Here is a 14,456-nt window from a genome sequence, read left to right on the forward strand (position 1 = left end):
CTACTTCCGCTCCTTCACCGCCACCAACCTGGGCGGTACGTGGACCCCGCAGGCCGCCACCGAGAACAACCCCTTCGCCGGCAAGACCAACAGCAGCGCCACCTGGACCAACGACATCAGCCACGGCAAACTCATCCGCACCAACCCCGACCAGACCATGACCGTCAACACCTGCAACCTGCAACTGCTCTACCAGGGACGCTCCCCCAACTCCGGCGGCGACTACGGCCTCCTGCCCTACCGACCGGGACTGCTCACCCTGCAACGCTGAGACCCGGATCCTGACCCACACAGCCCCGAGCAGGCTGAACAGGGTCGCCCCGCACGATCAGGATCCGCCGAACTGAGCCCGGCGGACTCGGCCTACGCCGAGTCCGCCGGGCTCACGCGGAGAACCTGGACCATCCTGCTGCCTTGCCCCCGTCCTCGGACATTTCCCAACGGGATCCGGTCCTTCTCGACGTCGGCGATGAAGCGCTGGTGGAAGTCCGGGTCCTCACGGATCATCGTCCAGTGCTCGCCGTCGAAGGTCATCGCGAACTCGCGGCACACGCCGCGGTCGTCCTGGTAGAGCGCGACGAACCGATCGTTCGCGTCGCTGCGCCCGAGGACGAAGCTCATCTCGGAATGCGCGTGCCGGCCGTCGCCGAACTCCGACTGCGCGACCAGTAGCGACTCCCCGAGCCACTCAACGGTGGTGGTGCCCGGCACCTCAACCGCGGGCAACTCCACCCACACCTGACGGGTACGCGTCGATCATGCTGTGACGGGTCGGCCGTCCCGACGGATGACGTGTCGAAGCACCGAGTGCACGTCCGCCGCGACCGTGTCGAGCAGCTCGGAGCCGAAAACGCACAGGGAGGACTCCCACGGATGCCCGAAGCAGCCGAAGCGGAGATCCTCGGCCAGGTAGATGTGATAGTCCCCGTCGGGATACGGCGACAACGGCCACCCCGGCCGCCCCGGTGGATCGAGGTTCTCCGGCCCGATGAGACTCGGCCACACTCGGTAGCACAGATGCTGCCAGTCCAGGCACAGCAGCGACCCCTCCCCCACCAACGACGCGAAGCCGCCCTGCACGACCTCGGTCAGACGGTCCAACCCCGCCTCGGTGGGATCGTCGTCGAGGTGGGTGAGGCTCCAGGTGACCGACGGCGTCGGCTCGACGATGGCGGGGAAGCGATGCATGCTCGGCCGGAAGTCGAACATCGCGTAGAAGGCGTCCCACACGCGAGTCGCCTCACCACGGAGTTCCTGGTACGCCCTCGTCGTCACCGCCGCACCCTACGTGAAGCTGCTCCGCCCGCTCCCGCACCATCCGCCGTCGCGAGCCCTGCGCCACTGTACGCATCGCGGACCACGCCAGGTCCGCGCACGACCCGGTCAGCGACACCGGCGGGTGTTGAGCCGCGCGGCCTGGCGCGTCAGATGGTCACGCTCGGCGAGGTTGGGTGCCTTCCGGGCCGCCTCGGCGTACAGCCGGGCCGCCGTGGCCAGGTCGCCGTCGCGTTCGTGCAGGTACGCCGCCACCGCCGCGTGGCGCGGCAGCGAGTCGTCGAGCGCCGCGAGCGCCGCCAGCCCGGCGCGTGGCCCGTCGGCCTCGCCGACAGCCACCGCACGGTTGAGTCGGACGACCGGGCTGTCGGTCAGGCGCACGAGTTCGTCGTACCACTCGACGATCTGCACCCAGTCCGTCTCCTCGGCGGCGGGCGCGTCGGCGTGCAGTGCCGCGATCGCGGCCTGGGCCTGGAACTCGCCCAGCCGGTCGCGGGCGAGGGCGGCCTGCAGGATCCGGATGCCCTCGGCGATCGACGTGGTGTCCCATCGGCTGCGGTCCTGCTCGGCCAGCGGCACCAGGCTGCCGTCGGTCGCGGTCCGGCTGGCACGCCGGGCATGGTGCAGCAGCATGAGGGCGAGCAGCCCCGCCACCTCGGGGTGGTCGATGGCGGCCGCGAGCTGTCGGGTGAGCCGGATGGCCTCGGCGGCCAGGTCGACGTCGCCGGAGTAGCCCTCGTTGAAGACCAGGTAGAGCACGCGCAGCACGGTGGCGACGTCGCCGGGCTGGTCGAGGCGCACGCCGGAGACGGTCCGCTTGGCTCGGCTGATGCGCTGTGCCATGGTCGCCTCGGGCACCAGGTAGGCGTGGGCGATCTGGCGGGTGGTCAGCCCGCCGACGGCGCGCAGCGTGAGAGCGACCGCGGACGACGGCGTCAGCGCCGGGTGGGCGCACAGGAAGTAGAGCTGGAGCGTGTCGTCGACCGTGGGCGTGGGCCCGGGCTCCGGCTCCTCGTCGACGAGCTCTTCACGGCGGCGGCGGGCGGCGTCGGACCGGGTCGTGTCGAGGAATTTGCGCCAGGCCACGGTGACCAGCCAGCCCTTCGCGTCTCGCGGCGGATCGGCGGGCCAGACGCGCAGCGCCTCGACCAGCGCGTCCTGTACGGCGTCCTCGGCCGCCGCGAAGTCGGCTCCGCGGCGGACGAGGACGCCGAGCACGGTCGGCGTGAGGCTCCGGAGCAGGGCCTCGTCCATCAGGTCACTCCGTGATGGTCGGCGGTGCGGTCAGGAAGGGCCGCACCTCGAGCCACTCGTGCAGCGGCTTCCCGCCCGCACCCGGTGCGGCCGACAGCTCCCCGGCCAGCTCGAGTGCGCGCTCGTAGCTGTCGACGTCGATCACCATCCAGCCGGCGATGAGGTCCTTGGTCTCGGCGAACGGCCCGTCGGTGACCGGCGGGCGCCCCTCGCCGTCGTACCGGACGAACGTCCCCTCGGGGGCGAGCGCCTGACCGTCGACGAACTCACCGGTCTTCTCGAGCCGGGTCGCGAAGTCCTGCATGTACTGCATGTGCGCCGAGATCTCGTCCGGCGTCCACTGGTCCATCGGCACGTCGTTGACCGGGCTCGGACCGCCTCGGTAGTGCTTGAGCAGCAGATACTTGGCCACCGTGATTCTCCTCGTTGCGGGTGCGACCCATTCTGGTCACGTTCACCCCGGGGACGGAGCCGGTCGCCGGTTCTCGACATCACGGGGCAACTTTTTCGACCACGACGTCTCGCCCGCGCCGTGGTCGTCGCGCGTGCCGGCCACCTCGCAGTGGCCTCATCGATCTCCGGACGCGAGGGCGTGGGTGGCCTCGGCGAAGGCGCGGACGCGGGCGGTGGCCCCGTCAGCGCGCCAGAGCAGGCCCCAGTGCAGGGGTGGCGCGTCGTGAAGACGCACGTACGCGACATCGGGGCGGGCGTAGTAACGCCGGGCGTTGGCGCCGACGGGGAAGACGCCGAGTCCGGCGCCGATGAGTGTCAGGATCTCGTGGAACGTGGCGGCGGAACGGCCGGTGGGGATGGGCAGCCCGGCCGGGGTGGTGTCCGGGGTCCGGTCGGCGCGCAGGGACTGCGGCAGCGTGTCGGGCAGTTGCAGCACGGTGACCCTGGCGAGGTCTTCGACCGAGACCGCGTGGCGGCGGGCGAAGGGGTGCCCGACCGGCACGGCCAGGAACCGGGCCTCGGACACCAGCACCGGGCCGGTCACGATGCCGGGCTCGTCCACGGGGAAGGTGGCCAGGGCGAGGTCGACGTCGCCGCCGCGCAGCCAGGGCATCAGCTCGCCCAGCTGCGCTTCGCGGATGTGTACCTCGCAGTCGGGATGACGCCGGCGGAACACCTCGGTGGCCTGGAGCAGCAACTGGCCGCCGGCCGCGCCGGTGAAGCAGACCCGCAGGGTTCCGGCGAATCCGCGGCCGGCGTCGATCGCGCGGTTGACCGCGGCGACGATCTGGTCCCAGGCCGGCCGGAGGTCTCCGTAGAGCGCACGCCCGGCCGGAGACAGCTCGACCCGGCGACTGGTCCGGTTGAACAGGGCGACGCCGACGCGCCGTTCCAGTTTGCGGATCGTCTGGCTGACCCGCGCGGTCGAGACCCGCAGTCGCTCGGCGGCGTGACCGAAGTGCAGTTCCTCGGCGACGGCGAGGAACGCCTCCAGTTCGTGCCGCTCCAGCATGACCGTCTCCCTGCATCGTTAACTGTGGCTTCACGATCTTGACACACCTCGGCGTTGTTCACCGTTCGGGTTCGCCGCAGGGTTGAGGCACCGACCATGACCCATGCCGGACAGGAGCAACGGATGTCCGCCGTCGTCGTCGAGGCGGGCATCGGCGTCACCGCGCTCGCCTCCACGCCCACCCACCACGGCGCACGTCGCGACCTGAGCCCACGAGACAAGGACAACCATGAACACCTTGCACCACCTGCGTTCCGCCGTCCGCGGCCAGGTCTGGCTGCCTGACGAGCCTGGCTTCGACGTCGCCCGCCGCCCCTGGAACCTCGCCGTCGAGCAGCCGGTGGACGCTGTGGTCGAGGCCGCCGACGCGGCCGACGTCGCCGCGCTCGTCCGTCACGCCCGCGCCGCCGGGCTGAGCATCGCCACCCAGCCCAACGGGCACGGCGCCACGGGCCGTACCAGCGGCACGATCCTGCTGCGCACCCGGCGCCTCGACACCCTCCAGGTGGACCCGGCGACCCGCCTTGCCCGCGTCGGCGCCGGCGTGTCGTCCGGCCGGGTCCAGGTCGCCGTCGCACCGCATGGCCTGACCGGGATGCCCGGAAGCTCGCCGGTGGTCAGCGTCGCCGGCGTCGCGCTCGGCGGCGGACTCAGCTGGTTCAGCCGTACGCACGGCTGGGTCGCCGACAACGTCACGGCGTTCGACATCGTCGACGCCGACGGCCACGAGCGCCGCATCACCGCCGCCACCGCGCCCGACCTGTTCTGGGCGCTGTGCGGTGGCGGCGGCAGCTTCGCCATCGTCACCGCCCTGGAACTCGCACTGCACCCCGTGTCCGACCTGTACGGCGGCCGGGTGCTGTGGCCGGCCGACCAGGCCCCGGCCGTCCTCGACGCCTACCGCGGCATCGTCGCTGCCGCGCCGGACACGCTGACCGTCTGGCTGGACCTGTTGCACTTCCCGGGTGCCGCACCGATGGTCGCCATCGACGTCACCCATCTCGGAGACCCCACGGAAGCACGCGACCTGCTCAGCCCGCTGGATCGCCTGGCATCGCCGCTGTCCGACAGCCGGCGACCCATGTCGGTGGCCGACCTCGGGTCCATCACCGCCGAGCCCACCGACCCGAGCGCCGGCCTGTCCCGCGCCGAGCTGGTGACCACGCTGGACGATCTCACGGCGGAGACGCTACTGAGCGAGCCCATCGAACCGCTGCTCAGCGTGCAGCTGCGACACCTCGGGGGTGCGCTGGCTCGCCCGTCGGACACTCCGCACGGTCCGCTGACCGAGCCCTTCGCCCTGTACATGTTCGGGATTCCCACCGACCCGGCCCGAGCCGAAGCCGTCACCGCGAGACAACGTGGCCTTGCCGACGCGCTGCCCACCAGCGGCCGCAAACCCTTCACGTTCCTCAACCCGAGCGAGACGGTCACCGACGCGTTCACCCCCGAGGTGGTGCAGCGCCTGCGCGACATCAAGCGCCGCCACGACCCACACCACGTCTTCCGCGCCAACTTCGCGGTGGAAGGCTGACGCGGATACTCCCCTCACGACAGCACGGCCCGGCCTCGGGTGCCTTGTGCTGCGCGCCACGTGCACCGGCGACCTCACACAGCGGCCGACCCCGCCCCGGTTCTGGTCGGCCCCCGTGCGTCCCGTGTTCGCCGAGTGCGATGTCGAGCCGCGGCAGTTCGTCGGCCAGGACCGGCGTGACGGGCGGCCGGCGGTACCCCGCTCCTGCGGGTGGGGCTCCCCCGACGCTGTGGGGCGACGATGAGGGCGTGCACGTCTGGGCGGACGATGAGCCCGGTCCGGCGTCGGGGCGGGACCACCGCGGTCCAGGGGTGGCGAGCAGGACCTACCGTCGAGTCATGCCTGCGTACGGATGGTTCCTCGTCACCACCGCCGCCGTTGCCGCGTCGGCTGTAATGGTGTGGCTGCGGCGCGCCCGGCGACGCAGGCCGCGCACGAAGGAAGAGCTTCGCCGGGAGGCGATGCGGGCGGCACGGTCGATACGCAGTAGCTCGCCGCGGCCGAACCGGGACATCTTCGAGAAGGGCCACGGGGTGCCGGACCGGCACTCCGCCGCCATCGCCGAGAACAGCATCCTGGGTGATGCGGCCGGCGGCGGTGGGGGCGGTGGCGGGGACTGAGCAGTCGCGACCGAGGCGCGGCGCCGCCTGCCGCGGCCGCGCGCCTCGGCCCGTCACCCGATCGGCGTGAGCCCGCGACGGTAGGTTGCCTCCCGGGGACATGATGGGCGCGGCGGTCGGAGCCGAGAAGACCGAGGGCGAGGTGGCGGATGTCAGGGTGGATCCGCGCCGGCAACGGCCTGTACGTCCCGGCGCATCCGACCGACTCCGCCCCACCCGTCGCCGGCGAGAAGAACGAGGCGGCACGCTCCACCACGGCCGCCAGTTGGATCCAGGCGGTCGCGGCGCTCGCGGCCACTGTCGTCTCCTCGATGGCACTGGTCATCGCCGTCAGCGCGCTCCGCGACCAGCAGCAGGTCAACAGCCGGGCCATGGATCGCTTCGACCGGCGCTACGCCGAACGGGTGTCGTGGTGGGCCACTCGACGCGACCGGGGCACTGTCACCATCCAGAACCGCTCTCCCGTTCCCGTCCTGGACGTGACCCTCATGATGGTCGAGGTCACCCACGTCGACGAACGGAAGTTCAGCGGATCACACCAGCGCCGGATCGGCGTACAGATCTCGGACCTGCCGCCGTGCACGATGACGGTGGTGGACCCGAGCGAGCCGGTCATGTCCGACAGGGTCGACCGGGCGCTGCGCGACGCCGACGTGATTCCCCGCCCCCACACCGATGGAGGCCGCCTGCCCGAGGACGGGGCGGTGCTGACCTACGCGGTGCGCTTCCACGACGGCAACGCGCTGTGGGAGAGGGAACGATCCGATCTGCGGCAGCTGCACGGCTCGCTCGCCGAAGAGGACCTCACCATCATCGCCACCACCCAGTCCACGCAGCCCGTCACCGACTGCGGCACCGATGGTTAGCCAGTCGCCGTCCGACGACGGGTAGATCGGGAAGGCCGACAGCGGCGGTTGTCACGACGTACCGGCCGTCGACACCATGGTGCGGAACGTCTGCCGGTACACCGTCGGCGAGACCCCGATCGCGCCCGTCAGGTGCTGACGCATCGACGCGGCGGTGCCGAAGCCGGCCTCGGCGGCGACCCGGTCGACCGGCAGGTCGGTGGTCTCCAGCAGACGTCGGGCGTGCTCGACCCGCTGCCGCGCGAGCCACTGCACCGGTGTCATGCCGACCTCGGCTCGGAAGCGGCGCGAGAACGTCCGTACGCTCATGTGCCCCTGCCGGGCCAGCTCGGCGAGGGTGATCGGCCGGTGCAGCTGTCCGAGTGCCCACTGCCGGGCCCCGGACGTGGTCGCGGTCGCCGGCTCGGGCATCGGGCGGTCGATGAACTGCGCCTGGCCGCCCTCGCGCCACGGGGGCACGACGCACAGGCGGGCCACCCGGTTGGCGACGGCGCTGCCGTGGTCCCGGCGCACGAGGTGCAGACACAGGTCCACGCCGGAGGCCACCCCGGCTGCGGTGAGCACCTGTCCGTCGTCGATGAAGAGCACGTCGGCATCGACCTTGACATTCGGATACGTGTGCTGGAAGTGCTCCGCATTGTTCCAGTGCGTGGTGGCAGGGCGGCCATCGAGCAGCCCGGCGGCGGCCAGCACGTACGAGGCGGTGCAGATGGACACGATCCTCGCCTCCGGCCGCAGCCTGCGCAGCGCCGCCGCTACCGGTTCGGGCAGCCAGTCCCGGTCGCCGACCGGATCGCACACGAAGGGCGGCAGCACCAGTGTGTCGGCTGTGTCGATCACCTCAGGGCCGTGCTGGACGGCCACGGTGAAATCCGCGCTGGTGGCGACGGGCGCGCCGTCGGCGCTGCAGGTGATGACCTCGTACAGCGGCTCGCTGTCGGGGCCGACAGCCGTACCGAAGATGCGGACCGGAATGCTCAGCTCGAACGGGTACACGCCGTCGAGCGCCAGGACGACCACGCGATGCATGGCCAGATCCTTGCACGTATTGGCAATCTGGCCGCTCGAACCGACGAACGCCGCTCCGGCAAGGTGGATCGCGCACACCGAGGATGAACAGGAAGGCATGCGATGCGTGCGATCGAACAGGACCGGTTCGGCGGGCCCGAGGTACTCAAGCTGGTGGAGGTCGACCGCCCCGAGCCGGGGCCGGCGGAGGTGCTCGTCCGGGTCCACGCGGTCGGGGTCAACCCGACCGACTTCTGGCATCGCGCGACCGGCGGCCTACTCGGCCGGCCGGTGCGGCTGGGCTGGGACGTGTCCGGCGTGGTCGAGGCCGTCGGTGTCGGCGCCGCGCTGTTCTCGCCCGGTGACGAGGTCTTCGGAATGCCGCGGCTTCCGCGGGCGGCCGGCACGTACGCGGAGTACGTCACGGCGCCGTCGCGCCACCTCGCCCGCAAGCCCACCGGGCTGCCCCACGTCGAGGCGGCCGGCCTGGGGCTCGCCGGGCTGACCGCGTGGCAGGCCCTCGTCGATGTCGCCGATGTCCGGCCGGGCCAACGCGTACTGATTCACGCGGCCGCGGGCGGCGTCGGTCACCTCGCCGTGCAGATCGCCAAGGCGCGCGGCGCGCAGGTGATCGGCACCGCGAGCGCCGTGAAGCACGCGTTCGTCCGTGGGTTGGGCGCCGACGAGGTCATCGACTACACCACGGCGGACTTCGCCGAGAGTCTCCACGACCTCGACGTCGTCGTGGACTCGATCGGCGGTGGGTACGGGCCGCGCTCGCTGCGGACCTTGCGCCCGGGCGGCATCCTGGTCGCCCTCGCCTCGCCCGCTGAGGCGTACCTGGAGCAGGAGGCAGCCCGGCAGGGCAAGCGCGCCCGATTCATGATCGTGGAGCCGGACTCTGCCGGGCTCACGTCCCTCGCCGACCTGGTCAGCGCGGGGCAACTCCGCGTCGAGGTGGACACGGTGCTGCCCCTCGAACAGGTCGCCAAGGCCCACGAGATCGGCCAGACCGGCCGTACCAAGGGGAAGATCATCCTGACGCTCTGACCTGCTGCGTCGATCCGGCGGCAGCCCGGCTCCCCTCGCTCGGGGCTGTGCCGGCAGGGTCACCCACCCTGCCGGCACGCCGGCGGCGACCGCGGGGCAGGAGGCGAGAAGGCACGGTCGGGGCGCCGGCCCGACCAGGACGAGTTTGCGTACGCCACACTGGCGTGGTGCCCGGTCGACGCCGACATCAGCAGCCCGTGGTGATCGTCGGCGCGGGCCCCACCGGGCTCACCGCCGCGACACTGCTCGCCCAGTACGGCGTCGAGTGCCTGGTCCTCGAGCGCTGGGAGTCGGTCTACCCGCAGCCCCGCGCCGTCGCCCTCGACGACGAGGTCCACCGCATCCTGGCCCGCCTCGGGCTGCGCGACGCCTTCGCCGCGATCTCCCGCCCGCACCGGGGTCTGCGCCTCCTCGACCGGAGCATGCGGGTGCTGGCCGAGTTCCGACGCGACACGGGGCCGGGCCGGCACGGCTATCCCCAAGGGAGCATGTTCGACCAACCGGAGTTGGAGGCGATCCTGCGCCAGAATCTTCGGCGGTTCGGCAGCGTCACCCTCCGCGGCAACGTCGAGGTCACCGCGCTGACCCAGGACGCCGGCGGGGTGCGGGTCGACGTCACCGACACCGTCACCGGCGAGCACGAGTCCGTCCGGGCGGCGTACGTCCTGGGGTGCGACGGCGCCAACAGCCTCACCAGGGCCTCGATCGGCGCCACCATGCACGACCTGGGCTTCACGCAACGCTGGCTCGTCATCGACGTGGCCACCGAGGCCGACCTCGACCAGTGGGAGGGCGTGCACCAGCTCTCCGACCCGGCCCGCGCCGGCACCTACATGCGAGTCGGCAGGACCCGCTACCGCTGGGAGTTCCGACTGGCGCCCGGCGAGAGCGCCGACGACTTCCGCGACACGGCCCGGTTGCATCCGCTGATCTCGCGGTGGACCGGGGACATCCCCGTCGCCGAGCTGGAGATCGTCCGCATCGCCGAGTACACCTTCCGCGCGCAGGTCGCGGACCGGTGGCGCGACCGTCGGGTGTTCCTGCTCGGCGACGCCGCCCACCTCACCCCACCCTTCATCGGTCAGGGCATGTGTGCCGGGCTGCGCGACGCGATGAACCTGGCCTGGAAGCTCGCCGGCGTGCTCGGCGGGACGCTGGCCCGGACCGCGCTGGACACCTACGAGATCGAACGCAAGCAGCACGCCCGCACAATGATCAAGCTGGCGAAGCTCATCGGTACGGCCATGACGGCCGGCGGCGAGCTGGGCAACGTCATCCGCCGCGCCGTGGCGCCGCGGCTGCACCTCGTGCCGGGCCTCACGGATCTGGCCACGGACAGCCGGACACCCCCGCTGCGCCGCTGCGAGCTCGTGGTGCGGCCACGGCTGCGCCACGGCCTCGCCGGCGGGCTGTGCCCGAACGCGATCCTCGCCGGCGACCGCCGTTTCGACGACGTGGCCGCCGGCCGGTTCGCGATCGTCACGTCCGTCGAGCCGTCCGCCGCACAACGCGCCGACATCGAACGGCGCGGCGCAGTCGTCGTCGTCGCCCACCCCGGCGGTGAACTGCACCGATGGTTGCGGGCAGGCGCCGCGCGCGTAGCCGTCGTGCGCCCCGACGGCGCCGTACTCCGTGCCGGCCGCCGGCTCTCCGCCCAGGCGATCGGTGCCGTCCACCCGGTTGGCGGCGACCAGTAGCTCGAACACGCTGCTGCCGTCGGCGTGGCAGCGGACCGATGGCAGCCACCCGTCGAGGCGCGGGCGGGATAGGGCGCACCGCACCAGAGGTGTAAATGTTGCCACCATGTGGACGATTTCTGCAAAAGTATGGACTTCTGAATCATGCTGGATGCCAGATAAGGGGCATAACATTGAACCCTTGGCCGCTCATACGAGGTACAGCCGACGCCCCTCACGCATTCAGTCTTATGAGCACCGTGTCACACCGGTGGGTTGATGGTGATCAACCTGCAGACGCACTACGGTAGGCCGTCGCTTCATGTGTTCGCCCGGCGCGCACACGAATACCTAAGGAAGACTCATGACAACCGCACCCGTGCGCCAGGACGAGCCCCCGGTGTCGCTGGACAGGGTTCGCGCGGAGCCGCTGGACCGGCTCTCCGCCGCGGACGTCTCCCCGATCGTGCGCCGGGTGATGGCGGCTCACCTCGATCAGACCAGGATCCCCGCGGCCAAGTTCTCCTCGTTCATCTGACCCGCGATGTTCCCCGGGCCGGCCCGCGCGGCGCTGACCGAATTCGTCCTCAAGGTCCATTCCAGGTGCGATCTGGCGTGCGACCACTGCTACGTCTACGAACACGCCGATCAGAGCTGGCGTCGCCGCCCGGCACGGATGACGCCCGAGGTGCTCCGGGCCGCGGCCGGCCGGATCGCCGAGCACGCCACCACGCACCACCTCGCGAGCGTCTCGGTCATCCTGCACGGCGGAGAACCGTTGCTGCTGGGACCCGAGCGGATGCGCCGTACCCTCGCCGACCTCCGGCGCGTCATCGACCCGGTCACCCGGCTCCGGATCGGCATGCAGACCAACGGGGTGCTGCTCTCCGAACGGTTCTGCGACCTGCTCGCCGAATACGACGTCGCGGTCGGCGTCTCGCTGGACGGCGGTCGCGACGCCAACGACCTGCATCGGCGGTTCCGGAACGGGGCCAGCAGTCACGAGCAGGTGCTGCGGGCTCTCGCCCTGCTCCGCCGGCCGGCCTACCGGCGGCTCTGGTCCGGCCTGCTGTGCACGGTGGACGTCCGCAACGATCCGGTCGGGGTGTACGAGTCGCTGCTCGCCCAGGAACCGCCCCGGATCGACTTCCTGCTCCCCCATGCCACCTGGGACGCCCCACCGTGGCGGCCGGAGACAGGCGGCACCGCGTACGGCGGCTGGCTCCGCGCCGTCTACGACCGCTGGCGCGCCGACGGGCGCCCGGTGCCGGTCCGCCTCTTCGACTCGCTCCTGTCCACCGCCGGGGGCGGACCCAGCGGCACGGAGTGGCTCGGTCTCGACCCGGTCGACCTGGCCGTGGTCGAGACCGACGGCGAGTGGGAGCAGGCGGACTCGCTCAAGACCGCGTACGACGGCGCGCCGGCCACCGGCATGACCGTCTTCTCCCACCCGGCCGACGACGTCGCCGCCAGCCCGGGACTGGCTCGCCGCCGCTCGGGCCGCGCCGGGCTCAGCGGTGAGTGCCGGCGCTGCCCGGTGGTCGACCAGTGCGGCGGCGGACTCTTCGCCCACCGGTACGGCGTCGGGCACTTCGACCATCCGAGTGTCTACTGCGCCGACCTGAAAGGGCTGATCGTGCACGTGAACGACAACCCGCCGGAGCCCGCGCCGGTCCGGCTCGACGCCGGCCTGCCCGACGACCTCATCGACCGTCTCGCCGCCTCGGCCGGCGACCGGGTCGCCATCCGCCGGCTCGTCGAGGCGCAGACCGCCATCGTCCGCGCGCTGCTGCGCGGGGTGGCCGACGGCCTGCCCGACGGCGGGGCCGGAGCGGACGGCTGGGCGGCGCTGACCGAACTCGACCGGCGTGCGCCGGGATCCGTCGCCCGCGTCGCCGCCCACCCGTACGTGCGCGCGTGGGCGGTCGACTGCCTGGCCGGCACGGGCACCGGCGCCCGGCACGGGCCGGACTACCTGGGCGCGATCGCCGCCGCCGCCGCGAGCGACGCCGGCACGCCGGTACGCCTCGCCGTGCCGGTGCGGGCCGGCCGCCTGCACCTGCCGACCGTGGGCACGGTGCTGCTGCCCGAGGTCGGCGACGACACGGCGGAGGTCCACGTCGGACCGGGCTCGCTGCGGGTGACCGCCGGGGACGTGACGGTGGTGGTCGCCACCGGCGCGGCCGGGGACTCGCCCCGGTGGCAGCCGGCCCGGGCACTGGTCGCGGACGACGTGACGGTCCTGCTCGAGGACGGGGACCCGCACCGCGACTGCCACCGGCTACCGCCCGGTGAGCGGCTCGACGATGCCGGCGCCGCCCGCTGGGCCGCCACCTTCGAAGCGGCGTGGGGCATCATCACCGACGAGGTCCCGGGCCACGCCGAGGAACTGCGTACCGGCCTGCGGGCCCTGGTGCCGTTGAGGCGCAGCGGCGACGGCGTGAGCGAGGCGTCGACCGCGCGGCAGGCGTTCGGCGGTGTCGCGGCGACGGAGACGGACGCCGGATCCCTGGCGGTGCTGCTCGTGCACGAGTTCCAGCACAGCAAGATGAACGCCCTGCTCGACATCTGCGACCTCGTCGACGGCACCCGGCCGACCGGCATCACGGTCGGCTGGCGGCCCGACCCGCGTCCGGCCGAGGCCGTCCTGCACGGCATCTACGCGCACGCGGCGGTGGCCGACATCTGGCGGATCCGGGCCGACCGCCGGATCGACGGGGCGCAGGCCGTCTACCGGCGGTACCGCGACTGGACCGCCGAGGCGATCGGCGCCCTCGAACGCGCGGACGCGCTCACCCCGGCGGGCTCGCGGCTGCTCCGGCTGGTCGCCCACTCGATGGCGCAGTGGCCGTCGTGACCGCCGCCGTCCGGTCGGGACACCGGCTGGGCACCCTCACCGCCCAGCTGCGCTCGTTGGGGCTCGACCCCGGTGAGGTCGTGCTCGTGCACTGCTCGATGCGCGCCGTCGGGCCGGTCGTCGGTGGCGTGGGCACCCTGGCCGAAGCGGTCCGCGCGGCCGTCGGGCCGACGGGCACCGTCGTGGTGCCGGCACAGACCCCCGACAACTCGGTCAGTAGCGCGGCGTACCGGGTCGCGACCGCCGGGATGACCGACGACGAGCGCCGGGCCTACGAGGAGCGGATGCCCGGCTTCGATCCGGCCGTCACGCCGTCGTTCGGGGTGGGCGCGTTCGCCGAACACGTACGCCGGCTGCCCGGGGCGGTACGCAGCCGGCACCCGCAGACGTCGTTCAGCGCGTGGGGGCCACGGGCGGAGGCGCTGATGCGCGTGCACGATCTCGACTCCCATCTCGGTGACCGGTCCCCGCTCGCCGCCCTGGAGGCCGTCGGCGCCCGGACCCTCCTGCTCGGCGTCGGTTACCCGGCGTGCACCGCGTTGCACCTGGCCGAGTACCGGTTGCGCCGCCCGCCGGCGCAACGTCCCTACCGCTGCTACGTGCTTCGCGACGGCCGGCGGGAACGGCTGGACTTCCACGCCCCGCACCTGGACGCGGCCCCGTTCGCCGCGATCGGCGAGGAACTCGACCGGGCGGACTCCACCCGCCACGGCACGGTCGGGGCCGCCGTCGCCCGCCTGCTGCCGATACCCGCGGCGGTGCGCACTGCGGTCACCTGGTTGGACCATCACACCGTACGGTGAGGGCCTGGTCACCGGCGGGCAACATCTTTACTCTGATCGACACACTCC

15 protein-coding genes are annotated in these 14,456 nt (G+C 72.3%); 9 read left to right on the forward strand and 6 right to left on the reverse strand.

The features are described 5' to 3' along the window. Positions 1 to 271: non-reducing end alpha-L-arabinofuranosidase family hydrolase (locus ACPFP2_RS21275; protein ID WP_424090927.1), on the forward strand; the 271-nt coding region annotated here is incomplete at its 5' end. A 92-nt stretch (positions 272 to 363) separates the two neighbouring features. On the opposite strand, the gene ACPFP2_RS21280 is transcribed toward ACPFP2_RS21275, so the two are convergent. From ACPFP2_RS21280 to ACPFP2_RS21300, 5 genes are all read right to left on the reverse strand, one after another. Continuing rightward, complete coding sequence (locus ACPFP2_RS21280; protein ID WP_424090928.1) at positions 364 to 732, reverse strand: hypothetical protein; 369 nt, start codon at positions 730 to 732, stop codon at positions 364 to 366. Positions 733 to 756: 24 nt separating this feature from the next. Continuing rightward, positions 757 to 1,230, reverse strand: a complete 474-nt coding sequence (locus ACPFP2_RS21285; protein WP_424090929.1) for a DUF2716 domain-containing protein — start codon at positions 1,228 to 1,230, stop codon at positions 757 to 759. A gap of 153 nt (positions 1,231 to 1,383) precedes the next feature. Further along, positions 1,384 to 2,529, reverse strand: a complete 1,146-nt coding sequence (locus ACPFP2_RS21290; RefSeq protein ID WP_424090930.1) for an RNA polymerase sigma factor — start codon at positions 2,527 to 2,529, stop codon at positions 1,384 to 1,386. Positions 2,530 to 2,533: 4 nt separating this feature from the next. Next, on the reverse strand, positions 2,534 to 2,941 hold the full coding sequence (locus ACPFP2_RS21295) for a YciI family protein (RefSeq protein WP_424090931.1): 408 nt from the start codon (positions 2,939 to 2,941) through the stop codon (positions 2,534 to 2,536). 156 nt (positions 2,942 to 3,097) lie between these two features. Next, entirely contained in the window at positions 3,098 to 3,994 is an 897-nt protein-coding gene (locus ACPFP2_RS21300; RefSeq protein ID WP_424090932.1) for a LysR family transcriptional regulator, read from the reverse strand. 229 nt (positions 3,995 to 4,223) lie between these two features. On the opposite strand from ACPFP2_RS21300, the gene ACPFP2_RS21305 reads away from it, so the two are divergent. The 3 genes from ACPFP2_RS21305 (at position 4,224) to ACPFP2_RS21315 (ending at position 7,014) form a co-directional block, all read left to right on the forward strand. Next, positions 4,224 to 5,528, forward strand: coding sequence for an FAD-binding oxidoreductase (locus tag ACPFP2_RS21305; protein WP_424090933.1), 1,305 nt, complete (start codon positions 4,224 to 4,226; stop codon positions 5,526 to 5,528). 338 nt (positions 5,529 to 5,866) lie between these two features. Continuing rightward, positions 5,867 to 6,148 carry a hypothetical protein gene (locus ACPFP2_RS21310; protein ID WP_424090934.1) on the forward strand — a complete coding sequence of 94 codons (282 nt, stop codon included), beginning with the start codon at positions 5,867 to 5,869 and terminating at the stop codon, positions 6,146 to 6,148. A gap of 149 nt (positions 6,149 to 6,297) precedes the next feature. Then, positions 6,298 to 7,014, forward strand: coding sequence for a hypothetical protein (locus tag ACPFP2_RS21315; RefSeq protein WP_424090935.1), 717 nt, complete (start codon positions 6,298 to 6,300; stop codon positions 7,012 to 7,014). Between the two features lie 51 nt (positions 7,015 to 7,065). Here ACPFP2_RS21315 and ACPFP2_RS21320 read toward each other — a convergent pair whose 3' ends face one another. Further along, entirely contained in the window at positions 7,066 to 8,121 is a 1,056-nt protein-coding gene (locus ACPFP2_RS21320) for a GlxA family transcriptional regulator (RefSeq protein WP_424090936.1), read from the reverse strand. A 24-nt stretch (positions 8,122 to 8,145) separates the two neighbouring features. Here ACPFP2_RS21320 and ACPFP2_RS21325 point away from each other — a divergent pair, with 24 nt between their 5' ends. The 5 genes from ACPFP2_RS21325 (at position 8,146) to ACPFP2_RS21345 (ending at position 14,408) form a co-directional block, all read left to right on the forward strand. Further along, on the forward strand, positions 8,146 to 9,072 hold the full coding sequence (locus tag ACPFP2_RS21325) for an NADP-dependent oxidoreductase (RefSeq protein WP_424090937.1): 927 nt from the start codon (positions 8,146 to 8,148) through the stop codon (positions 9,070 to 9,072). A 167-nt stretch (positions 9,073 to 9,239) separates the two neighbouring features. Beyond that, a complete protein-coding gene (locus ACPFP2_RS21330; RefSeq protein WP_424090938.1) occupies positions 9,240 to 10,769 on the forward strand; it encodes a bifunctional 3-(3-hydroxy-phenyl)propionate/3-hydroxycinnamic acid hydroxylase in 1,530 nt (509 codons plus the stop codon). Between the two features lie 343 nt (positions 10,770 to 11,112). Then, entirely contained in the window at positions 11,113 to 11,286 is a 174-nt protein-coding gene (locus ACPFP2_RS21335; protein ID WP_424090939.1) for a hypothetical protein, read from the forward strand. 6 nt (positions 11,287 to 11,292) lie between these two features. Next, positions 11,293 to 13,605 (forward strand): FxsB family cyclophane-forming radical SAM/SPASM peptide maturase, encoded by a 2,313-nt coding sequence (locus tag ACPFP2_RS21340; RefSeq protein ID WP_424090940.1) that lies wholly within the window; start codon positions 11,293 to 11,295, stop codon positions 13,603 to 13,605. Then, positions 13,593 to 14,408, forward strand: coding sequence for an aminoglycoside N(3)-acetyltransferase (locus ACPFP2_RS21345; RefSeq protein ID WP_424090941.1), 816 nt, complete (start codon positions 13,593 to 13,595; stop codon positions 14,406 to 14,408). The genes ACPFP2_RS21340 and ACPFP2_RS21345 overlap by 13 nt, the downstream gene beginning before the upstream one ends. Positions 14,409 to 14,456 lie beyond the last annotated feature (48 nt).

This window comes from Micromonospora citrea (genome assembly GCF_049629545.1).
GTDB lineage: Bacteria > Actinomycetota > Actinomycetes > Mycobacteriales > Micromonosporaceae > Micromonospora > Micromonospora citrea_A.